Consider the following 21,627-nt stretch of genomic DNA (forward strand, 5'->3'; position numbering starts at 1 on the left):
GAGCTCACTTTCTGAAGCGGCATGCGCAAAGGGTGGAGGACCCCCCTCACGCATGCCCTGCCCCCCGGTGGTTACTTGCAGTCGTCCTTGGTGATAAAGCGCGAGCCGGTGTTGTGATCCATGGGGATCGTGTGATTTTCGTTGATTGCCACCATGTACTTCACCGCCCAATAGCCGATGTCCCACTGGCGCTGAGCCTTGAGGGCGGTGATGGTGCCCTTGCAGACAAAATCCACGGCTTCCGGAAGATCATCCATTCCGACAATCGCGACTTTTCCGGAAAGGCCGGCATTGTCGACAGCACGGGCCGCACCAATGGGGTTCGAGGCGTTGGAGCCGAAGAAGGCGGCGATGTCCGGATTGGCCTGAAGCGCATTCTCGGTCAGGGTCACAGCTTCTTCGAGAACGTCGTTGTCGGGCTGCTCGAAGACGATCTGCATTTCGGGATAGGATTCCAGTGCCTTCTTGAATCCCTTGATGCGGTCAACGTGGTCAGACGCCGTGAGGCTGCCGGCGAGAATACCGACCTTGCCCTTGCCATTCAGGCGCTTGCCGAGGAATTCACCCAGATCATAACCATCCTGATAGGAGTTCTTCTGGCCCACGAAGGGGAATTTCTCGTCGCAGAAAGAGTTGAAGGTGATGGTGTTGATGCCGGCCTTCACCGCCTCATCGAGCAGCTGCACATTGGTGGCCTTGTCGAGGCAGGCCACGGCCAGGCCATCGGGCTTCTTGCCGATGTTGGCTTCGATGCGGGCGTTCTGATCGGCGACGTCGGCCTGCGGCGGCTGGTCCCAGATCATGTTGACCTTGATGCCTTCCTTGGCGAGTTCATCGACCGCGTATTTGCCGCCCTCGGCCACGACGTCATACCAGGGATGGATAACCTTTGGGATGAAGACGAAGGTCAGCTCCTTGTTGATCGGCTTGATCAAATCTTGCTGGCCAGCGCCAAGGGCGAGGCTCGTCGTCAGCGCCAGGGCCGTTCCGGCCAAAAGGCCGAGTGTCTTCAGTTTCATGAGGGGTCCTCCCAGTTCAGGTTGCAGTTCAATCGCCGGTACGCCTTGCTCCCAGGGCGTCCCTGACCTCTTGGGCGGGCGCTGCCTGCCGCCCGCTTTTTTCTTCGCGATGCGCGCCGTGCATCGCTGGTTTTTCAGGGCTTTCAAGCCCTCGTGGGTGTGGTGTTCATGAAAGCCCACGTGTGTTCGAAGGAGGTAACCCCTGCCTGAGAGCCGAGCCCCGTGGCATTGAGGGCAGATGTCGCCTGCGCAAAGCGCACGGCGGTTACGGGATCGAAACCGCGGACAAGAGCAACGGCATAGCCAGCGTCAAAGGCATCGCCACAGCCGCAGGTGCATTTGACATTGATGTCGAAAGCCGGAACGCGGAATCGCGTTCCATCCTGGTGGCTGTAGTAGGCGCCATCACCGCCAAGGGTGAAGACGCAGCAGGATACGCCACGATCATGGAAGAATTTCGTGCAATCAGCGAGATCATCAAGACCGGAGAGGGCGCGGGCTTCCTCGATCGACGGCATGAAGTAATCTGTATACGGAAGAACGGCATCGACGTCCGGCAGATCATTGCTTGACCCCGCGAACACATCGACCGTCGTGATCGCTCCTTCAGCCTTGACAGCGCGCATCAGCGCGGCATTGCGTTCTCCGTCCATCGCGTCCATCAGGCCCACTCCGCCCAGATGGACCACCCGCGCATTGCCCACCTTGGCAAAATCCGCTTCTTCAACCACGAATGTGCCAGTGGCGCCCTTCATGTGGAGGGCGGGGCGTGAGCCATCCCCGCGCGTGGTGACGATGGATGTGGAGGTCTTCCACTCCGGCCGGTGCTGCATCATTGCGGTATCAACGCCGAAGGAGGCGAGCCGCTTCAGCACCCATTCGCCCATCATGTCCTCGCCGACGCCACCCACGGCGCTCGTCGACAGCCCCATCTTGGCGGCAGCAATGGCAGCCGTTCCCGCCGCGCCCGAGACGGCCAGTGTGATTTCATCGATCATGTTGCAGCCGCCGCCTTCAGGCACGGCAGTGAAAGGCCAGCCAAGGCAATCGAATGTGTAGAAGCCGATGGATGCGTAATCGAATTGCTTGTCAGACATTCTGACGAGCCTCCCGTGCCGGACATTTCGCATACCAATAGTATGAATGTTCGTGATCGTCTATACAAATGTTCTCGAAGAATGCAAAAAATTCGAGATGGAATGAGAGATGAATGCCGCCCGGGGAAGATTTATGATGAAAACTGCTGCTATTATGTGTGCTTACCGCATTGCAGTATTACCGTGGCCGTTAAAGAGTATGAACATATTGACTTTTAGTAGTATAAATGTTCAAATGCTTATCGAACAATTATCTGGGCAGGCACAGGAAGGTTCACCGTGAAGGCTGGAGTTCTGGAAAAAGTTAACAAGGTTCGCTTTTGCACCGTGGCTGATCCAGTGCTGGCACCGGGAGACATGCTGCTGAAGGTGCGGGCAGCCACTGTCTGCGGCACCGACATCCGCATCCTGCGCGGCCGGAAAACAGCGGGAATCCGCTATCCCTCCATTCTCGGCCATGAGTTTGCGGGCACGGTAGTGGAAACCGGTGGGCACTCGCAGTTCCACCCCGGCCAGGCAGTGTGCGTGTGCCCGCAATTTGCCTGCGGCAAATGCGAATACTGCATCCGTGGTGCGGAGAACCTGTGCCGCAACATGACGGCAATGGGCTACGAGATCGACGGCGCCTTCGCGGAATATGTGCGTATCCCGGCGCGCGGGATTGAGGCCGGGAACGTGTTCGCGATGCCGGAGGGCATGAGCTTCGAGACGGCGGCCCTCGCCGAGCCCCTCTCCTGCGTGATGAATGGCCAGGAGCGTGTGGGCGTGACTATTGGCGATGCCGTGGTGATCCTCGGCGCTGGCCCCATCGGCATTCTGCATGTGAAGCTGGCGCGCTTTGCAGGTGCCAGGCACATCATCGTCAGCGAACCCAATGAATTGCGCCGCAAGGCCGCGCTCGCGGAGGGCGCAGACGTGGTATTGGATCCGGGGGTCGAAGACCTCATCGAAACGGTGCGGGCGGCAACAGGCGGGCTGGGTGCGGACGTCGCAATCGTAGCAATCGGCGTTCCCTCACTGGCGAATGATGCACTGAAGCTGGTGCGGTACCGCGGCCGGGTGAGCCTGTTTGCCGGTTTCTCCAAGGACGTGCAGGCGGAGATCGACGTCAATGCCATTCACTATAACGAACTTATGGTGACAGGCTCTTTCGGTTTGACGCGGCTGCAATTCCAACGTTCGTTGCAGCTCATTGCCAGCGGGCACCTGAAGCTCGAAACGCTCCTTACCCACCGCTTCAGACTGGAAGATATCGAAACCGCGTTGCAAGTTGCCGAGCAGGGCGCGGCCATCAAGGTCGCGATCGTCTGAACGGAGAGGCCTCGCGATGCCGGCAGGACAGAAACTCGAAGACGTGAAGCCGCATTATCCGGTGCTGATCATTGGCGCCGGCATCAATGGCTGCGGTACGTTCCGCGATCTCTGCCTGCAGGGCGTCAATTGCCTGCTGATCGACCGGGGCGATGTCTGCGAAGGGGCAAGTGCCGCGCCCTCGCGCCTTATCCATGGCGGCATCAAATATCTTGAGACCGGTGAATTCCGGCTGGTCCGCGAATCGGCGATGGAGCGGAACCGCCTGCTGCGCAATGCGCCGCATTATGTGAAGCCGCTGGAGACGGTGCTGCCCGTGCACTCCTGGCTGGGCAGCATCATCCCTTCCGCGTTGCGCTTCCTCGGTTTGAAGGCGAAGCTCAAAGACAGAGGTGCAGCCATCACGGAACTGGGCCTCAGGATTTACGACGCCTACAACCGCAAGGTCGCCGCCCTGCCCGGCCACCGTTTCCTGGGTGCTCGAAAATTGCGGAAGGAATATCCCGCCTTCGACGAGAGGATCATCGCCGCCGGTCTTTATTACGAAGGCCGCATCACCCATGCTGAGCGGCTGGGCCTTGAACTGGTGATGGATGGAGTTGAGGCCAATCCGGGTAGCGCACTCTGCACATATGTGTGCGCGGCGGAGGGCGATACTCCGGGGGAACTCCGTCTCACCGACCAGATCACCGGCGAGGCACGGATCGTTTCCGCTGATATCATCATCAATGCAGGCGGCGCCTGGATCGACAAGGTGAATTCAGGGCTCGGCCTCCGTACAAGGCACATGGGGGGCTCGAAGGGCTCTCACCTGATCGTCGACAATCCTCAGCTTCTCCAGGCCCTCAAGGGCCGCATGATCTATTTCGGCACTGCCGATGGCCGGGTCAATCTCGTCTACCCATTTTTCGGCCATGTGCTGGTGGGCTCCACCGACATTCCCGTGGCGGACCCGGATGAGGCCTTCTGTAGCGCACAGGAAGCGGAATATCTGCTGGCCATCGTTGGGGAGATTTTCCCCCGCATCAAGCTGGACGCCGCGCAGATCCTGCTCAGCTATTGCGGTGTGCGCCCCCTGCCCCGCTCCGACGGCCAAGAGATCGGCACAGTCAGCCGGGACCACGCCATCGCGCGCGACCCAATTGCTGGAATGAAGCACCCGGTGCTTTCGCTGATCGGCGGCAAGTGGACGACCTTCCGGGCCTTCTCCGCACAGGCAACGGATGACGTGCTGCAGCTTCTCGGAAGGCCGCGGCTGACATCGACGGAGGATTTGCCCATCGGTGGCGGCCGCGGTTATCCTGCCACGCTGGAAGCGCAGCGCATCTGGGAGCTACGGCTGACGGCAGCCAATGGCGTCTCACCCCAACGCGCGCAGGTGCTGCTGGAGCGCTACGGCACGGCCGCCGAAAAGGTGGCGCGCTTCATTGGAGCCGAACCCGAGGCGATGCTGGCAACACTGCCGGGCTATTCAAGCGCTGAGATCAGCTATCTCTGCCATGAGGAGCCCGTGCGCCGCCTCTCTGACCTTCTGTTCCGCCGCACGACCATGGCCATGGAAGGGTTTCTGAGCCCTGCCGCCATCAATGAAGTTGCGGCCATCGCAGTGTCGCGCATGGGCTGGAGTGATGAGCGGATGCGCCAGGAGATCGCCCACGCTATGGCCGCACTCAACCATCGCCTGCCGCAATGCAGCGCCGTGCACTAACTTATCATCACCTGCAGGAGAAACAGAGGATCATGCCGATCAACATTTCCCCCACCGGACTTGCCCGTGACCTTCAGAGCCGCGCCGACAGCGGCAAGCCCATCCGCATTGGGCTTGTCGGCTCAGGAGAGATGGGAACCGACATCGTCACTCGCGTTGCACATATGCCTGGTATCGAAGTTGGCGCCATTTCGGAACTTCGCCTGCCAGCTGCCGGCAAGGCCGTCGACATTGCCTATCGCGAACAGGGCCGTTGGACCGAAGCAAGATCCGCTGACGAGCTCAACACCGCTATGGAGCAAGGCCGGATTGCGGTGACGGACAATGTGGACCTCCTCATCAATTCGGGCCTCATCGACGTGGTCATTGATGCCACCGGCGTTCCCGCCGTCGGCGCCGAGATCGGACTGCGCGCCATGGAACACGGCAAGCATCTGGTGATGATGAACGTAGAGGCGGACGTTACCATCGGCGCCTATCTCAAGAGCGAGGCGGACCGTCTTGGCGTCATATATTCGCTGGGGGCGGGTGACGAGCCTTCCTCCTGCATGGAGCTGATCGAGTTCGTCTCCGCCATGGGCCACCCGATCGTGGCTGCTGGCAAGGGGAAGAACAATCCACTCAATATCGATGCCGTTCCCGATGACTATGCCGAGGAGGCCAGGCGCCGGAACATGAACGTGCGCATGCTGGTCGAATTCGTTGATGGCTCCAAGACCATGGTGGAGATGGCGGCGATTGCCAATGCCACGGGGCTGGTGCCCGATTGCCCCGGCATGCATGGCCCTGCCGCAACGCTAGATACGCTGTCCAAAGTGCTGGTGCCGGAAAAGGATGGGGGCGTTCTTTCACGCAGCGGCGTGGTCGACTATTCGGTTGGCAAGGGCGTTGCACCCGGCGTGTTCGTCATCGCGGAAATGTCTCATCCGCGAGTGCGTGAACGGATGGAGGATCTGAAGATGGGCCATGGCCCCTATTTCACCTTCCACCGGCCCTATCACCTCACATCGCTCGAAGTGCCGCTCACCTGCGCACGGGCCGTGCTTTACGGCAAGGCCGACATGGTGCCGCTCTCACGCCCCGTCGCAGAGGTCTGCGCGGTGGCAAAAAGGGATATGAAGCCTGGCGATACACTTGATGCGATCGGCGAATATTGCTACCGCGCCTGGATCATGACGGTTGAGGATGCGCGCGAAGCGGCGGCCATACCCTGTGGCCTTCTCCATGGAGCGGTGGTGACGAAGCCGATCGCCAAGGGCGCGCTGATCACCACCGCCAATGCTGCCGTGCCGGCCGATTCGAAGATCGCCGCTTTACGCGCCCGGCAGGACCGCCTCGTGCATGGCAGTTGAAGGAGCGCCGATCGCAGGCGCTCAGGCAGAGCGTTCCAGGCTGGCCTTATGCTGGCAGCACCTCAATTTCATAGAGGTGAGGCCAGCATTTGCCCGTGACAAGCAGGCGGCCGCTCCGATCGTCATAGGCGATACCGTTCAGTACCAGCGGATAGACCAGAACCTGTGGCTCAGGGTTGAGGCCGGCAAGATTGATCCAGCCTATCACCCGCCCGGTTGCGGGGTCGATCTGGACAATAAATTCGGTCTGCCAGACATTGGCGTAGAGAACGCCATTGGCATATTCGAGCTCATTGAGGAAACCCACAGGCCCCGTCTCATCTGATACGTAAATCGTCTTAACGATTTCGAAGCTTGTGGGATTGCGAAAGCTGATCGCCGAGGAACCGTTGCTGGTGATGAGGCTGCTGCCGTCCTGGGTCATTCCCCAACCCTGTGCCTCGCAGCGGCCCTGGCCCGTGCGTGCGAAGCTTTTAAGGTCGTAGGTGAAGCGGACATTCTCGATGTAGGTGAGTTGGTGAATGACACCGTCAAGGACGGCAATTCCCTCACCGAACAAATCCCGTTGAAGAGCGATCTCGTTCAGCTGCCGGCCGCTCGCGGGATCCCAGTGGAGAAGCCGCGACTGACCGTAAAGGCCGGTGCCCTCGATGATGGCACCGTCGACCATCACGAGCCCTTCGGTATAGGACGTGCGGTCATGCGGAAAAGTGTTCGTGATCTTGTATCCATGTACCGGAATGGCATGTTGATCGAGAACACGGCGGCGCGTGAGTTCGACATGGGCTCTGAAGGGCGCTGTATTGTCCGCCAGTGCCGCGCCTGAACCTCCCCTTGCCATCAAGGCAGTGGCAAGACCTGCGCCAAGGAGTTTCCGGCGGCTTATGGATTTCGCTGAGGGAATTTTCATGCGGCTTCCTCACCCATTTCAATCACATGCTGCGGCGCGCGGCCGATCACCCGATTGCCAGATAGTCGAGTTCAATGAAGTCCGCGACCTCCGGAATCCAGCGCGTTTGCACGAATGCCACATGGTCGGGATGCTCATTGTAGAACTGGTAGGCGGCCTGATCTGCGAATTCCATGGAGAGGCCAAAGCTGTATTTGTTCTTGAGCCCGACCTGCTTCAGGATCTCGAAATTTTCTACCCCGCGAATACCCCTCAACTTGCCGATCGCACTCATGAAATCAGCTTCCTGAGCGGAACCCTCCGGGTGCCGAAGACGGAATGCGACCGTGTGCCTGATCATGGTTCCCCCCACTGGTTGGACTGGCGTTGCTCTTTGCCGGCCGAAACTCCCAAAGTGTCACGCCGGCAGCGGATTGCGCTCAACGAATTCTTCCTGGTGCCAATAGGGGTAGATCTTGGTGGTGGCACTTGCCTGATCGAGTTTTGCAATCTGCTCTTTCGTCAGTGCCCAGCCGATGGTGCCGAGATTTTCCTTCAACTGGGCTTCGTTGCGGGCGCCCACGATGATGTTCGCCACGGTCGGCCGGTGCAGCAGCCAGTTGAGGGCGATCTGCGGAATGGACTTTCCCGTCTCGGCGGCAATTTCATCCATCGCGTCCACCACCCGATACAGAAGCTCGTCCGGCACCGGCGGCCCATTTTCAGCGGTCTTGTGGAGGCGGCTGATGGCGGGAAGAGGCACCCCGCGCCTCAGCTTTCCGGTGAGACGCCCCCAGCCCAGGGGACTCCAGACAACAGCCGAGACGCCCTGATCGAGGCCCAGCGGCATCAATTCCCACTCATAGTGACGCCCGATCAGGGAATAATAGGCCTGGTGGGCGACGTGGCGGACGAGGCCATATTTCTCGGAAACGGCAAGTGACTTCATGAGATGCCAGCCGGAAAAATTGGAGCACCCCGTATAGCGGATCTTGCCTGCCGTCACGAGATCGTCCAGCGTTCCCATGACTTCTTCCATCGGGGTCATGGCATCGAAACCATGGAGCTGGAAAAGGTCGATATGGTCGGTGCCGAGGCGCTTGAGCGAACCGTTCACCGCCTCGATGAGATGCGCCCGTGACGAACCCACATCGTTGCGTGCGTCGCTGAAACGGAATGTGGCCTTGGTCGAGATGATCACCTGGCTGCGACGGCCCTTGATTGCGGCGCCGAGCACTTCTTCTGCGAGGCCCTTCGAATAGACATCGGCGGAATCGAACATCGTCAGCCCATGATCGAGGCAGATGTCGATGAGCCGGGAGGCGCCCTTGGCATCCGTATCGCCCCAGGCCTTGAAGAAGTCGGTGCCGCCGCCGAAAGTACCCGTACCGAAACTCAGCACGGGAACAGTGAAGCCTGAACGTCCAAGTTGCCGGTATTCCATTTTGGGGGAGCCTCTTCCTGATGCTGCGTCTGCCTGGTGTTGGGAAAGAGCCTTATAAGAGCAGTCGCGCAGAATTGCCACGCCGTCAGCAAATGCCCCTTGCGCATATGCTTCGGAGTTTCTCCGGCGATTGGGAGGCCGCCTTGCCGCTGCGCCTTCGCGCAGGCATGGAAAACGCAGCTTTCTTCAGCTAACGAGTGGCCCGGAACAAAGGACGAGATGAAATAGGTGAGGACGATTGAGAAGGTGAGAGAGCCTGCTGTAGAAGTTTCAGCAGTGTCACGCCGCTTTGGTGACGTGAGCGTGCTGCAGGACGTCTCGTTCAGTATCTATCCTGGCGAAGTCGTGGCACTGATCGGGCCATCGGGCTGCGGTAAGTCTTCACTGCTGCGCATCATCTCGGGGATCGATGGCGATCACAGCGGGTCGGTGCGGCTGTTCGGGAAGATGGTTGCTGACGGCCAATCCCTGGTCGAACCCGAACACCGCCATGTGGGCTACATGCTGCAAGACTATGCGCTGTTTCCGCATCTGAGCGTGGAGGACAACATCCGCTTCGGAATCAGGAAGCTTCCCCCCTCCGAAGTGGCGAATCGTCTTGACCGGATCATCGAGCGCCTGAAGCTTCAGCATTTGCGTTTCAAGTTTCCACATATGTTGTCAGGCGGGGAGCAGCAGCGCGTGGCGCTGGCGCGGGCACTGACTCCGGAGCCTCCCATCCTGGTCATGGATGAGCCTTTCTCTAATCTCGACCGCAGGCTGGCTGACAGCATTCGGCTTGAAACATTGGCGATCCTCCGCGAACTGGGAACCACGACGATTCTCGTGACTCATGATCCGGAGGAGGCTCTCGCCTCCAGCGACCGCATCATCTTGATGCGGGAGGGACGCGTCCTGCAGGTGGGCACTCCCTATGAGCTCTATTATCACCCCACGACGCGCTACACGGCCGAATACTTCAGTGCATACAACAAGATCGCCGGACGCTACCGCGGCGGATCCTGTGTGACCGCGCTGGGTGTTTTTCCCGCGGCCTTCGAGTCGGCCGAGGACAGTGCGGTGACCGTCTACCTGCGGCCGCAGTCCATTGCAGTTTCGAAGGACGGGGACGGCCTGCCGGCCCAGATCCTGAGCCGGAGTTTCCGGGGTGAAGGAGAGGTTCTGCTGGTGCGGCTAAGGGACAGTTCCGTCGAACTGTCGGTGCACATCCCCTTTCTTCTTCCGCCCGATGTAGAGCGGGTCAGCCTTGCTGTTCCATCCTTAGGTGTGCTGGCCTTTCCAGATTAACGAATTGTAATGTTGACGCTTTCGGGCGCCTGAACGCACGTCGGAAAATAGTTGACAAATGCGCTCGGTTAATTAGTTGACTACGCCACTCGGATTTCGAGGCTTGCAACGAAAGGACCACATCTCATGCGACACCTCGCTACCCTCATGCTCTCGCTTACGGTGTTTGGCACTGCCCAGGCCACTGCGGCAGAAGTGAACATCTACACGACCCGTGAGCCAAAGCTGGTGCAACCGCTGCTCGAAGCCTACAGCAAATCGACGGGTACCAAGATTAATGTCGTGTTCCTGAAAGATGGCATGGCCGAGCGGATTGCGGCAGAGGGTGCAAGCTCACCTGCAGACATCATGATGGCGGTCGATGCCGGCAATCTGATCGATCTGGTGGACAAAGGTTTAACGCAGCCCGTTCAGTCCAAGGTACTGAAATCTGCCATCCCGGCGGAGCTCCGTGCCGCGGATGACCAGTGGTTCGGATTGTCCTGGCGGGCCCGCGTGATCTATGCGGCAAAAGACCTTGATATCGAGACAATCCATTATGAAGATCTGGCAGACCCCAAATACAAGGGGCAGGTTTGCATAAGGTCAGGCCAGCACCCCTACAACACGGCGCTGACGGCGGCCTATATCAGCCATCATGGCGAGGAAGACACTGCCAAATGGCTTACGGGCCTTCGAGACAATCTGGCAAGAAAGCCCGGCGGTGGTGACCGTGACGTGGCGAAGGACATCGTCGGCGGCATCTGCAAGATCGGTCTCGCGAACTCCTATTATGTGGGGCTGATGCGCTCAGGTAGCGGCGGCCCGGAGCAGCGCCCCTGGGGCGATGGCATCAATGTGAAGCTGCCCACCTTCACGAATGGGGGCACCCATGTGAATATCAACGGCGTGGTTCTCGCCAAGAATGCGCCTAACAGGGACGAGGCCGTGAAGCTGATGGAATTCCTGGTATCTGATGAGGCCCAGAAAATCTATGCTGGGGCCAACTACGAATATCCGGTGAAGAAGGGTGTTGCGGTCGATCCGATCATTGCTTCCTTTGGGGAAGTGACCATCGACAACTTGCCGCTGGCGGAGATCGTGAAGAACCGCAAGGCAGCAACGGAGCTGATTGATAAAGTAGGCTTCGACAACTGAGTCTTGATCGCGTGCCGCTTTCACAAGCATTGACTCTGGGCTGGCGGCCTCGCCGGCCCCGAAGCATTTGGGTGCTACTTTCGGTAGGCATCGCCCTGCTTGCCGCGGCGCCTGTCCTGGCAATCATTTGCATTGCTCTGCAAGGCAACGGTGAGGTGCTTGGCCATCTGATGGCCACTGTTCTTCCCGTGGCGCTTCGGAACTCGGCCGTTCTACTGGCGGGTGTTGGAAGCCTGGTCATCCTGATGGGCACGGGTGCCGCCTGGCTGGTGACCGCACATGATTTTCCTTGGCGGCGGATGGTCAGCTGGGCGCTGCTTCTGCCTCTAGCCTTTCCGACTTATATCATCGCCTATGCCTATTTAGATCTCTTGCATCCCATCGGGCCGATTCAATCGGCGATCAGATATGTGCTCGGCTATGAGAGCCCGCAGCAATTGCGGCTGCCCGACATCCGTTCGATTGCGGGCTGCATATTCCTCTTGTCCTTCGTACTCTACCCCTATGTCTATGTTACCACGCGGGCCATGTTTCTGATGCAAGCGGCAAGCTTCATCGATGTCTCCCGGACTTTGGGCGTGAGCCGCAAGGCCGTGTTCTGGTGCGTGGCCCTGCCGCTGGCACGCCCAGCCATTGCCGTCGGCGCTGGACTGGCATTGATGGAAACCCTCAATGATATCGGAGCGTCGGAATTCCTCGGCGTGCGCACAGTAACCGTTTCGATCTACAGCACCTGGATCAATCGGACCGACCTTCCGGGGGCGGCACAGATTGCACTGTTCATGCTGGTTTTCGTGACAGCGCTTTTGGGGATTGAACGGTGGGGGAGGCAGAACCAGCGTTATTCGAACTCAACACTCCGGCACGCCCCGCTGCTGCCGCGGCGCCTGCCGCTTGTTCAAGGCCTCCTCGCACTCTGCCTGTGCCTCATTCCCATTGTCATCGGGTTTCTCGCACCATTGTCCTATTTGATCATGGCTGCCGCGAAGCGCGTCCAGTTTGATGGAGTCTCGTGGAGCTATGTGGCGTCTGTCGTCAACACCATCAGCTTTGCCCTGGTGGCAACGCTGATCACGCTTCTCGCAGGGTTGATCGTCACCTATGCAGGGCGCGTGAGGCCCGGCCCCATCCCCAAATTCTGTCTGCGGAGTGCAGCCCTGGGATATGCCATGCCGGGAACGGTCGTGGCAATTGGCGTTCTGTTTCCGCTTGCCGCACTAGACCAGTGGATCGACGCAGCTTCAACGGCGCTGTTCGGACGGGGGCCGGGTCTTCTTCTCATCGGGTCGGGCGCGGCCCTCATCTATGCTTACGCCGTTCGCTTTCTCGCAATCCCCGTCGGCAGCATCGAGTCAGGTTTGAGCCGCATCTCAGGCTCCCTCGACAGCGCCGCACGAAACCTGGGGGAAACGGCAGGGGGAACGCTGCGCCACATTCATTTGCCCATTCTGAAGCCGGCACTGGCCGCGGCTGGCGTTCTGCTGTTCGTGGATTGCGTGAAGGAGTTGCCGGCCACATTGCTGTTGCGGCCTCTCAATTTCGAGACACTGGCCACAGCCCTCTATGCCGAAGCGGCGCGCGGCACCTATGAGGATGGATCGCTCTATGCGCTGACAATCGTGCTGATCGGCATCGCGCCGCTGGTGCTTCTCTCGAAGATGGGCTTGCCGGAGTTACCTTCAGCAAGCCCCCACATCGCAATGCCTGATCTGCCGGTTCAGGCCGCCAGAACGGGATAATCGGTATATCCCGCCTCGGTGCCGCCGAAGAAGGAAGCGGGATTTGGCTCATTCAAAGGAGCGCCGTTCTTGAGCCGGATGACCAAATCCGGATTGGCAAGCGCCAGCTTTCCCACGGGCACCAGTTCCGCCAGCCCCTCCTTTACGTCACGCGCCAGCGCCTCACGCGGAGCGCCTGGACGGTTGACCAAAAGCGGATGTTTCCATGCGGCCCTCAGATCACGCAGCAGATCTTCATTGCCCGTATGGAGTATGTGCAGATAGGCGAGGTTCAGCTTGTTGAGCTCGGCTACGAGATATCGATAGAGCTGAGGAGCTTCCTGGCCTTCATCAAGACCGCCTGAATTGCCCAGGGGCGACAGCCGGATTCCGGTGCGGTCGGCACCGATTTCGACGGCGACCGCCGCGGCGACTTCCAATGCGAAGCGGGCGCGGTTTTCGATCGAGCCGCCATATTCATCGGATCTGGTGTTGGCATTGGGCGCCAGGAACTGCTGGATCAGATAGCCATTGGCGCCGTGGATCTCGACTCCGTCAGCACCGGCCTCAATGGCTCGGCGCGCAGCATAGGCAAAGTCCTTGACCGTCTGCTTCACCTCAGCCGTGGTGAGGGCACGAGGCTCCGGCGTCTTCTGCATGCCCGTGGGGGTGAACATGGGCTGATCTGCGGAAATGGCTGACGGTGCGACTGGCTGACGGTGATGGGGCGTATTGTCCGGATGAGAGATTCGTCCGGCATGCATGACCTGGATATAGAGATGGCCACCAGCCTTATGCACCGCCTCGGTGACCTTCTTCCAACCCTTCACATGGGCGTCCGTATAGATACCGGGGGTAGTGGTATATCCCTGACCGTCTTCTGACGGTTGGGTGCCTTCCGCGATCAGCAGCCCGAGAGAGGCTCGCTGGGCATAGTATTCGGGGGCCGAATCGCCCGGCGTGCCATCTGGCTTCGCGCGGCTGCGCGTCATCGGCGCCATGGCAAGGCGATGGTTGAGGCTCAGCTTTCCGACCTTAACCGGGCTCCAGAGCGTGTTCATGAAAGACCTCTCGTCAGTGTTGGTTCGAGTTTGCCATTTGTGACCTCGTCACAGAATGTTGCCTGCGAGAGATAGGTGGCGATAAACTGTAATTCAAGATGGTACATTTATGGGGTTAGCGGAATCCAGAAGCCAGCCTGCGCGATAGTTAGGCTGCAGCGCTTCGAGGGAACGGAAATCCATGAACAGCGCCGCAAGAGGCTAAGCCAAAGGATGGAATTCGCCATGCGTCGGATCGCAGCCACGGCATTCCACACCAGCAGCGCGCCACTTGGGTGACGGATCAAGCGGAAAGACCCGCCGCTGCGCCGCCTGTAGCTTGACCGGCAAGCCCGGTATGTGCAATTTCGGCGGCAACATAAGTAAGAGAGACTCCCGATGAAACCTGCATATCTCACCCGCCGCTCTGTTCTTGCGGCAGCGGGCTTTTTTGCGGCCTGGCAGATTGGCGGGGGCAAGGTCCTGGCCGAGATGGTTGAGGACATTTCCGATATGAAGCCGGGGCAATACACTTGGCATCCGGAGCGCTCACCGGATGGCCCGGTGGCGATAATCGTTTCAATCCCCGACCAACGCGTCTTTGTTTACCGGAACGGCATCCGTATTGCGGTCTCGACCTGTTCCACGGGCAAGCCCGGTCATGCGACGCCCACGGGGGTGTTCACCATCCTCCAGAAGGACAAGGACCACCATTCCTCGCTTTATGACGATGCCTCCATGCCGAACATGAACCGGCTGACATGGTCGGGCATCGCGTTGCATGCAGGGAATCTTCCGGGTTATCCGGCATCTCATGGTTGCGTGCGCCTGCCGCTGGAATTCTCGCAGCTGCTGTTCACGGTCACACATGTGGGCACCGCCGTCATCATCGCCGATGCACATTCCGACCCGGTGGATATCGACCACCCGGGACTGGTGCTAACGGGTGACGCCGAACAGGACATCGACAATGCTGAGGCCAAGCTCAAGAATGCCAAGGCGAATGATCCCGATGACGGGGACGCCGTGGCCGTTTCGGTGATCGTCAGCAGCGCCGACAAGACCATTACCATTATGCAAAATGGCAATACGGTCATCTCGGGTACTGCCACAATCACTCCCGTTGACCAGCCTCTTGGCCAGCATGTTTTCATCCTCAGCAATGCCGGAGGTGGGGGGCTGAAATGGCATGCGGTCGCCCATGGCGAAACCGAATCGGTGGATACCTCAGTCGTCGACCGCATTCGTGCGGAACCCAATGTGGTGAATGCCATGACGGAGCGCATGCATATCGGGCTCCTGCTGGTGACAACCGACCTTCCTTCCACGCCCGACACCCAATCAGGCAAGGATTTCGTGATCCTCAACCAGGACGAAACGTCCTAGCCCCGTTTGACAACTGGCCTTAGCCCATCGATGAAAATGTCGAGCAACCTCAATACCTGCTCCTTCCAGCCGGTTTCCGGCTGCCGGGCATAGCAAAAGGCAAAAATTGCCTGTAGCAGATCCTCAGGTCTGATGTTGGGCCGCAGCTCGCCTGCTTCAGCGGCGGGCGCAATCAGACCGTCAACGGCTTCCGAAACCCTGGCGGAGAGTTCGGCGTACATTGCCTTGGATGCATCCGTAACGGCCACCGAAAGTGCGCCGAGAAGTCCGCGCTTCGTGGCAACCAATTCGACATAGGCATGCATCCAGTCACGCAGTGCCTCCAGCGCATCATTGCGCTCCCGCAATTCCGCCGCCAGCCGGATGAGTTGTTCGACCTCATGACGGTAGACGGCCTGGAACAGATCCTCACGCGTGGGGAAGTGACGGTAGAGCGTGCCGATACCGACGCCCGCGCGCCTGGCCACCGCCTCAAGGCTCGCGTCGGGTCCACCCGAACCCAGCACATCCTTTGCGGCATCAATCAGCTTCTGGCGGTTTTCCGCTGCGTCAGAACGAGGCTTGCGGTGGCCGGGTTTCACGAACCGAAAATCTCCCCTTGATAAACGGAGGCACCCTCCGTATATTAGCCACACCAACGCAAATGGTGCCAGACATCTCTTTCGAACTTCAGGACTAACCCTGTCGTTGCACGGCACCAGCCGGCAGTCGACCAAAAACTTCGACCACATTCAGCGTAAACCTCATGGAGGACGAATGTCCTATTCCATCAACCTAACCGTCAATGATCGGTCCTGTAAGGTTACACTCGATGACCCACGGGTTACACTTCTGGACCTGCTGCGCGAAAGGCTTCAGCTCTCGGGAACAAAGAAGGGTTGCGATCGCGGGCAATGCGGGGCTTGCACCGTTCTAGTCGATAACCGCCGAATCAATTCCTGCCTCACACTCGCCGTCACCCTTGATGGCGCGTCCATAACGACGATCGAAGGACTGGCGCGGGAGGGCGAGCTCCATCCTGTGCAAGAGGCATTCCTGGCGCATGACGGGTTACAATGCGGCTACTGCACGCCGGGCCAGATCATGAGCGCAGTAGGCCTCATTGCGGAAGGCCAGGCGGGCGACGACCGGGAACGCATTCGCGAGGGAATGAGCGGCAATCTCTGCCGCTGCTCGGCCTATGTAGGCATCACCGAGGCCGTTTGCGACGCCACGCGCCGCATGAATGCGGCGACAGACACCGAAAGGAAGTCAGCATGAAGAGTTTTGAATATACGCGTGCCTCCTCCGTCAGCGAGGCCGTGGCGGCCTGGCAGCCTGGCTCCGCTTTTCTAGCAGGTGGCACCAATCTGCTCGACCTGATGAAGACCGGTGCCAAGGAACCAGGCCAGCTCATCGACATCAGCCGCCTTGCAGAACTGGATCGCATCGAACTGATGGGGGATGGCGCATTGCGCATTGGCGCCCTGATGAAAAACAGTGATCTGGCAAGCGACCCCCATGTGACAGATTCTTTACCCCTCATCGCCGAGGCTCTGCTTTCCGGTGCATCAGGACAAATCCGAAATGCGGCCACGGTCGCTGGCAATCTTCTGCAGCACACACGTTGCGCCTATTTTCAGGATCCATTCAGCCCCTGCAACCGCCGCACCCCCGGCAGCGGCTGCGCAGCACGCGATGGTGTAAATGAAAACCTCGCCATATTGGGCTGGAGCGAAGACTGCATCGCAACCAACCCATCTGACTTTGCCGTGGCGCTTGCCGCACTTGATGCCAGCGTGGAAGTGCGCGGGCCCCATACCGTGCGCATCATTCCCGTGGACAGGTTCTATTCCTTGCCCGGGGACACGCCCGAACGCGAAACTGTGCTGGAACCAGGTGAGCTGGTGACCGCAATTACAGTACCTGCCGCATCCGCTGCCTTCAGTCGGCATTCGCGCTACCTGAAGGTTCGTGAGCGCACTTCCTTTGCCTTTGCGCTCGTTTCCGCAGCGGCTGCGCTGACACTTGAGAATGGAAAGATCACTGGCGCACGCCTTGCGCTCGGCTCTGTTGCTGCCATGCCCTGGCGAAGAGCAGAAGCCGAAGCCGCCCTCATCGGCCAGGTGCCCGGTCAGGATGCTTTCGCGCGAGCCGCCACCATGCTGCTGAAGGAGGCGAGGCCATCCGGCGACAATGCCTACAAGATCGACCTCGCTGGCCGCACGATCATCCGTGCACTGGCGATTGCCGCAGCCGGAACCCCTGACCGGGTCCCCGCCCTTCCTGCCTCACCCTTCGGAGCGCTCGCCCATGTCTGAGACCATTCCCTTCCCGCAGCGATTTGGCTCCAATTCCGGCCAGTCCTTTACACGCCGTGATGGCATTGCCAAAGTGACGGGTGCTGCCACTTTTGCCGCGGACAACAATCCTCAAGGCCTTCTCCACGCCGTCACCGTTCCTGCCACGGTTGCGCGGGGCAAGGTTACCCACCTCGATAGCACCGCGGCGATGGCACACCCAGGCATTGCCGCCGTGATCACACCGGACAACCGGCCACCGCTTTCAGGTGACCCGGATTCGAAGAACTTCATGTTCTCCTTCCGCTTCGAGGCACTGCAGAGCCGTGAGGTGCGCTATGCGAACCAGCCCATCGCGCTGGTGCTGGGCCAAAGCATCGAGGCTGCACGTCAAGGTGCGCGACTGCTGAACCCGCGCTATGAAGCGCTTCCACCGCGGATTGGGCTTGATGGCGCCACTCCCTACAAATTGGAGACGGGCGCGTTTGGCATGAGGGCCCTGACGGTCCATGGCGATGTGGAAGCGGGTCATGCTGCTGCCATTGCCGCAGTCGACGTAACTTATGAAACGCCTGAGCACTATCACAATGCGATGGAAACGCACGCCATCGTCGCGGAATGGGATGGCGACCAGCTGACCATCGATATGCCGAACCAGGCTATCGTTCCCTCCTGCGCGATGTTTGCCCATTACTTCGGCATTGCGCCGGAGAATGTGCTGATCCGAAGCCCTTATCTTGGCGGCGGCTTTGGATCGAAAGCAATCATCAACGGTGCGCAGATACTGACGATCCTCGCTGCCCGCATGATGTGCCGTCCTGTGAAGCTGATGCTGCCGCGCGACGAGATGTTTGGTCCCACAGGTCACCGCGGCGCAACCCGCCAGAGGATCCGCATCGGAATTGATAAGGATGCGCGGATGACAGTGCTCGATCATGAGGCACTGGCCACGACCTCAACCTTTGACGACTTCGTCGAACCCGCAGCCAATGCCTCGCAGGGAATTTATGCAGCGGGAGCCTTGCGCTCTTCTCACTATGGCGTGCGCATCGACACGGGAACACCAGGTCCTGTCCGCGCGCCGGGGGAAGCTCCGGGTTCGGCGGCGCTTGAATGCGCCATGGACGAAATGGCAGAGAAAGCGGGGCTTGATCCACTCACTTTTCGTTTGAAGAACTATGCCGAAACGGAGCCGGGCACGGGCAAGCCGTATTCATCCAAGGCCCTGCGCGAATGCTATGAACGTGGTGCTGAACGCTTCGGCTGGTCGAGCAGGCCCTTGCGGCCACGGGAAATGCGTGACGAGAGTGGTTTCCTCACCGGCTGGGGCATGGGCACGGCGGCGTTCCCTGCCCCCATGTTCGCGGCGAAGGCACGTGCCGTGCTCCGTCCCGACGGCACTGGCCAGGTGGAGACCGCCGGCGCCGACATGGGCCAGGGCGCATGGACGGCGCTTGCCCAGATTGCTGCAGACAGTCTTGGCCTGCCCCTCGACAAGGTGGATTTCCACTCGGGGCGTTCCGACCTTCCGGACGGCGGCATCGCCGGGGGCTCAGGCCACACAGCCACAGCGGGCAGCGCACTTCATGCGGCAGGTGAAGATGCGGTGAGGCGTCTAGCGGAAGTTGCCACGGCCGATCCGGCATCACCATTGTTCGGTGCAGGCAATGCGGGCGTAATCGCGTCAGGAGGGAGACTCCACGTTCGCGGTGACGAGAGCCGAAGCGAATCCTATCAGGACATCATTGCGCGGAACGGTGGAGTTCAGATTGAGGGGAACGGCAGCGGTGCTCGCAATTCCGAAGCCGCCGCGCAGCATGCGATGTATTCGCATGGCGCTGTCTTTGCGGAAGTGAAGATCGATCCCGACCTGTTCCAAATGCGGGTGACGCGCCTCGTCGGTGCTTTCGCGGCAGGACGGATCATCAACCCGATGCTGGCAGAGAGCCAACTTCTGGGCGGCATGATCTGGGGCATGTCTTTCGCGTTGCATGAGGAGGCGAAATACGATCTCCGGACTGGGCGCATCATGAACGCCGATCTCGCCGGATACCATGTGCCAGTGAATGCCGACGTCACGGGGCTTGAGGTGATCACCGTGCACGAGAATGACCCTTATGTGAACGCTCTTGGCATCAAGGGTGTGGGCGAAATCGGGATAACCGGAACTGTGGGCGCCATCGCCAACGCCATCTGGCATGCGACGGGCATTCGCGTGAGGCGCTTTCCGATCCGAATCCGGGACCTTCTGCCAGCCGCTTGAGAAATTGCGCTAGCACTAGCTATGGAGCCCCGGTGCTTCATGGCCGGTGCTCGCCACATATTCTGTATAGCCGCCACCATATTGGTGAATGCCTTCTGGCGTGAGTTCCAACACGCGGTTCGAAAGCGCCGCTAGGAAATGCCGGTCGTGCGACACAAACAGCATGGTTCCCTCATATTCAGAAAGCGCCTTGATCAGCATTTCCTTGGTCAGCAGGTCGAGATGGTTGGTCGGTTCGTCCAGCACCAGGAAATTGGGCGGGTCATACAGCATCCGCGCCATCACCAGACGTGCCTTCTCACCGCCTGAGAGCACACGGCATTTCTTCTCGACGTCATCTCCAGAGAAACCGAAACAACCGGCGAGAGCGCGCAGCGAGCCCTGGCCCGCCTGCGGAAAGGCGGCTTCAAGAGACTGGAAGACGGTGTGCTCGCCATCCAAGAGTTCCATGGCGTGCTGCGCGAAATACCCGAGCTTCACGCTGCCGCCAATGTTGACGCGGCCCTCATCAGGCTCGGTGGTTCCAGTGACCAGCTTCAACAGCGTGGATTTGCCCGCGCCATTGATGCCCATCACACACCAGCGTTCCCTGCGGCGCACCTGGAAGTCGAGACCTTCATAGATGCTGCGACTGCCATAGCGCTTGTGCACATTGCGAAGTGACGCCACGTCTTCCCCAGAGCGGGGCGCTGATGGAAAGTCGAACAGAACGGTCTGGCGCCGCTTGGGCGGCTCCACGCGGTCGATTTTCTCCAACTTCTTCACGCGACTCTGGACCTGTGCGGCGTGCGATGCGCGGGCCTTGAAGCGCTCAATGAACTTGATCTCCTTGGCCAGCATCGACTGCTGGCGTTCGAACCGCGCCTGCTGCTGACGCTCATTCAGGGCGCGCTGCTGCTCATAGAATTCATAGTCGCCCGAATAGCTGGTGAGTTCGCCGCCATCGATCTCCACAATCTTGGAAACGATCCGGTTCATGAATTCTCGGTCATGCGAAGTCATGATCAGCATGCCATCATAATTCTTTAGAAACTGCTCGAGCCAGATGAGACTTTCGAGATCGAGATGATTGCTGGGCTCGTCCAGCAACATGGCATCGGGCTTCATCAGGAGAATGCGGGCAAGCGCAACGCGCATCTTCCATCCGCCCGAGAGTGCGCCGACGTCACCATCCATCATCTCCTGGCTGAAGCTGAGGCCGGCCAACACTTCGCGCGCGCGGCTGTCCAGTGCATAACCATCAAGCTCCTCGAACTGGGCCTGCACCTCCCCATATCGCTCGATAAGCTGGTCCATCTCCTCGGCACGATCAGGATCTGACATGGCCGCTTCAAGTAGCTTCAATTCGGCTGCCACAGAGCTGACGGGGCCTGCACTGTCCATCACTTCCGACACGGCACTGCGGCCGCTCATCTCGCCCACGTCCTGGCTGAAATAGCCGATGGAGATTCCGCGATCGACGGAGACTTGGCCCTCGTCAGGTTCCTCTTGCCCGGTGATCATCCGGAACAGCGTTGTCTTTCCTGAGCCATTGGGACCGACGAGCCCAACTTTTTCACCCCGGTGCAAGGCTGCGGACGCCTCAATGAAGAGGATCTGGTGGCCGTTCTGCTTGCTGACGCTTTCGATACGAATCATGTGCCTCTGGAACCCGGGATACCAAACCTGGCGCAGCCCATAAGCCATGAACCCTGCCA

General features: G+C 59.7%; 19 protein-coding genes. 11 read left to right on the forward strand and 8 right to left on the reverse strand.

Going from position 1 to position 21,627, the window contains the following annotated elements; all coding sequences use genetic code 11:
- Positions 1 to 71: 71 nt before the first annotated feature.
- Positions 72 to 1,019: a substrate-binding domain-containing protein gene (locus tag ACO06F_RS06845; RefSeq protein ID WP_421695941.1), complete on the reverse strand. Its 948-nt coding sequence runs from the start codon at positions 1,017 to 1,019 to the stop codon at positions 72 to 74.
- A 143-nt stretch (positions 1,020 to 1,162) separates the two neighbouring features.
- The gene (locus ACO06F_RS06850) at positions 1,163 to 2,116 is read right to left on the reverse strand and encodes a carbohydrate kinase family protein (RefSeq protein WP_421695942.1); all 954 of its coding nucleotides are present in this window, start codon (positions 2,114 to 2,116) and stop codon (positions 1,163 to 1,165) included.
- A gap of 109 nt (positions 2,117 to 2,225) precedes the next feature.
- Between ACO06F_RS06850 and ACO06F_RS06855 the strand changes: the two genes are divergently transcribed.
- From ACO06F_RS06855 to ACO06F_RS06870, 4 genes are read left to right on the forward strand one after another with little or no spacing between them, the layout of a single operon-like run.
- Entirely contained in the window at positions 2,226 to 2,399 is a 174-nt protein-coding gene (locus ACO06F_RS06855) for a hypothetical protein (protein WP_421695943.1), read from the forward strand.
- Positions 2,396 to 3,427, forward strand: a complete 1,032-nt coding sequence (locus tag ACO06F_RS06860; RefSeq protein WP_421695944.1) for a zinc-dependent dehydrogenase — start codon at positions 2,396 to 2,398, stop codon at positions 3,425 to 3,427. Before ACO06F_RS06855 ends, ACO06F_RS06860 begins: the two co-directional genes overlap by 4 nt.
- Before the next feature lie 16 nt (positions 3,428 to 3,443).
- Entirely contained in the window at positions 3,444 to 5,135 is a 1,692-nt protein-coding gene (locus tag ACO06F_RS06865) for a glycerol-3-phosphate dehydrogenase/oxidase (protein ID WP_421695945.1), read from the forward strand.
- A gap of 32 nt (positions 5,136 to 5,167) precedes the next feature.
- Positions 5,168 to 6,487 carry an NAD(P)H-dependent oxidoreductase gene (locus ACO06F_RS06870; RefSeq protein WP_421695946.1) on the forward strand — a complete coding sequence of 440 codons (1,320 nt, stop codon included), beginning with the start codon at positions 5,168 to 5,170 and terminating at the stop codon, positions 6,485 to 6,487.
- 46 nt (positions 6,488 to 6,533) lie between these two features.
- On the opposite strand, the gene ACO06F_RS06875 is transcribed toward ACO06F_RS06870, so the two are convergent.
- The 3 genes from ACO06F_RS06875 to ACO06F_RS06885 are packed head-to-tail and all read right to left on the reverse strand — an operon-like array spanning position 6,534 to position 8,820.
- The gene (locus tag ACO06F_RS06875) at positions 6,534 to 7,397 is read right to left on the reverse strand and encodes a glutaminyl-peptide cyclotransferase (RefSeq protein WP_421695947.1); all 864 of its coding nucleotides are present in this window, start codon (positions 7,395 to 7,397) and stop codon (positions 6,534 to 6,536) included.
- Positions 7,398 to 7,443: 46 nt separating this feature from the next.
- Positions 7,444 to 7,737, reverse strand: a complete 294-nt coding sequence (locus ACO06F_RS06880) for a Dabb family protein (protein ID WP_421695948.1) — start codon at positions 7,735 to 7,737, stop codon at positions 7,444 to 7,446.
- A 57-nt stretch (positions 7,738 to 7,794) separates the two neighbouring features.
- Complete coding sequence (locus tag ACO06F_RS06885; protein WP_421695949.1) at positions 7,795 to 8,820, reverse strand: aldo/keto reductase; 1,026 nt, start codon at positions 8,818 to 8,820, stop codon at positions 7,795 to 7,797.
- A 276-nt stretch (positions 8,821 to 9,096) separates the two neighbouring features.
- Here ACO06F_RS06885 and ACO06F_RS06890 point away from each other — a divergent pair, with 276 nt between their 5' ends.
- From ACO06F_RS06890 to ACO06F_RS06900, 3 genes are all read left to right on the forward strand, one after another.
- Complete coding sequence (locus tag ACO06F_RS06890) at positions 9,097 to 10,107, forward strand: ABC transporter ATP-binding protein (protein ID WP_421695950.1); 1,011 nt, start codon at positions 9,097 to 9,099, stop codon at positions 10,105 to 10,107.
- Positions 10,108 to 10,233: 126 nt separating this feature from the next.
- Positions 10,234 to 11,244, forward strand: a complete 1,011-nt coding sequence (locus tag ACO06F_RS06895; RefSeq protein WP_421695951.1) for an extracellular solute-binding protein — start codon at positions 10,234 to 10,236, stop codon at positions 11,242 to 11,244.
- Between the two features lie 170 nt (positions 11,245 to 11,414).
- On the forward strand, positions 11,415 to 12,983 hold the full coding sequence (locus tag ACO06F_RS06900) for an ABC transporter permease (RefSeq protein ID WP_421695952.1): 1,569 nt from the start codon (positions 11,415 to 11,417) through the stop codon (positions 12,981 to 12,983).
- Here ACO06F_RS06900 and ACO06F_RS06905 read toward each other — a convergent pair.
- A complete protein-coding gene (locus ACO06F_RS06905; RefSeq protein WP_421695953.1) occupies positions 12,962 to 14,023 on the reverse strand; it encodes an alkene reductase in 1,062 nt (353 codons plus the stop codon). The two genes, ACO06F_RS06900 and ACO06F_RS06905, sit on opposite strands and share 22 nt — an antisense overlap.
- Positions 14,024 to 14,401: 378 nt before the next feature.
- Here ACO06F_RS06905 and ACO06F_RS06910 point away from each other — a divergent pair, with 378 nt between their 5' ends.
- Entirely contained in the window at positions 14,402 to 15,388 is a 987-nt protein-coding gene (locus tag ACO06F_RS06910) for a L,D-transpeptidase (RefSeq protein ID WP_421695954.1), read from the forward strand.
- On the opposite strand, the gene ACO06F_RS06915 is transcribed toward ACO06F_RS06910, so the two are convergent.
- Positions 15,385 to 15,969 carry a TetR/AcrR family transcriptional regulator gene (locus tag ACO06F_RS06915; protein ID WP_421695955.1) on the reverse strand — a complete coding sequence of 195 codons (585 nt, stop codon included), beginning with the start codon at positions 15,967 to 15,969 and terminating at the stop codon, positions 15,385 to 15,387. The genes ACO06F_RS06910 and ACO06F_RS06915 overlap by 4 nt on opposite strands.
- Before the next feature lie 175 nt (positions 15,970 to 16,144).
- Here ACO06F_RS06915 and ACO06F_RS06920 point away from each other — a divergent pair, with 175 nt between their 5' ends.
- The 3 genes from ACO06F_RS06920 to ACO06F_RS06930 are packed head-to-tail and all read left to right on the forward strand — an operon-like array spanning position 16,145 to position 19,930.
- Positions 16,145 to 16,648 (forward strand): (2Fe-2S)-binding protein, encoded by a 504-nt coding sequence (locus ACO06F_RS06920; protein WP_421695956.1) that lies wholly within the window; start codon positions 16,145 to 16,147, stop codon positions 16,646 to 16,648.
- Positions 16,645 to 17,688: an FAD binding domain-containing protein gene (locus ACO06F_RS06925; RefSeq protein WP_421695957.1), complete on the forward strand. Its 1,044-nt coding sequence runs from the start codon at positions 16,645 to 16,647 to the stop codon at positions 17,686 to 17,688. The genes ACO06F_RS06920 and ACO06F_RS06925 overlap by 4 nt, the downstream gene beginning before the upstream one ends.
- Positions 17,681 to 19,930, forward strand: a complete 2,250-nt coding sequence (locus ACO06F_RS06930; RefSeq protein WP_421695958.1) for a xanthine dehydrogenase family protein molybdopterin-binding subunit — start codon at positions 17,681 to 17,683, stop codon at positions 19,928 to 19,930. The genes ACO06F_RS06925 and ACO06F_RS06930 overlap by 8 nt, the downstream gene beginning before the upstream one ends.
- Before the next feature lie 15 nt (positions 19,931 to 19,945).
- Here the strand turns inward: ACO06F_RS06930 and ACO06F_RS06935 are convergent, their stop codons facing one another.
- Positions 19,946 to 21,568, reverse strand: a complete 1,623-nt coding sequence (locus tag ACO06F_RS06935; RefSeq protein ID WP_421695959.1) for an ABC-F family ATP-binding cassette domain-containing protein — start codon at positions 21,566 to 21,568, stop codon at positions 19,946 to 19,948.
- Positions 21,569 to 21,627: the final 59 nt, after the last annotated feature.

It is taken from the genome of Aestuariivirga sp., assembly GCF_965227715.1.
In the GTDB taxonomy this organism is placed as follows: domain Bacteria; phylum Pseudomonadota; class Alphaproteobacteria; order Rhizobiales; family Aestuariivirgaceae; genus Aestuariivirga.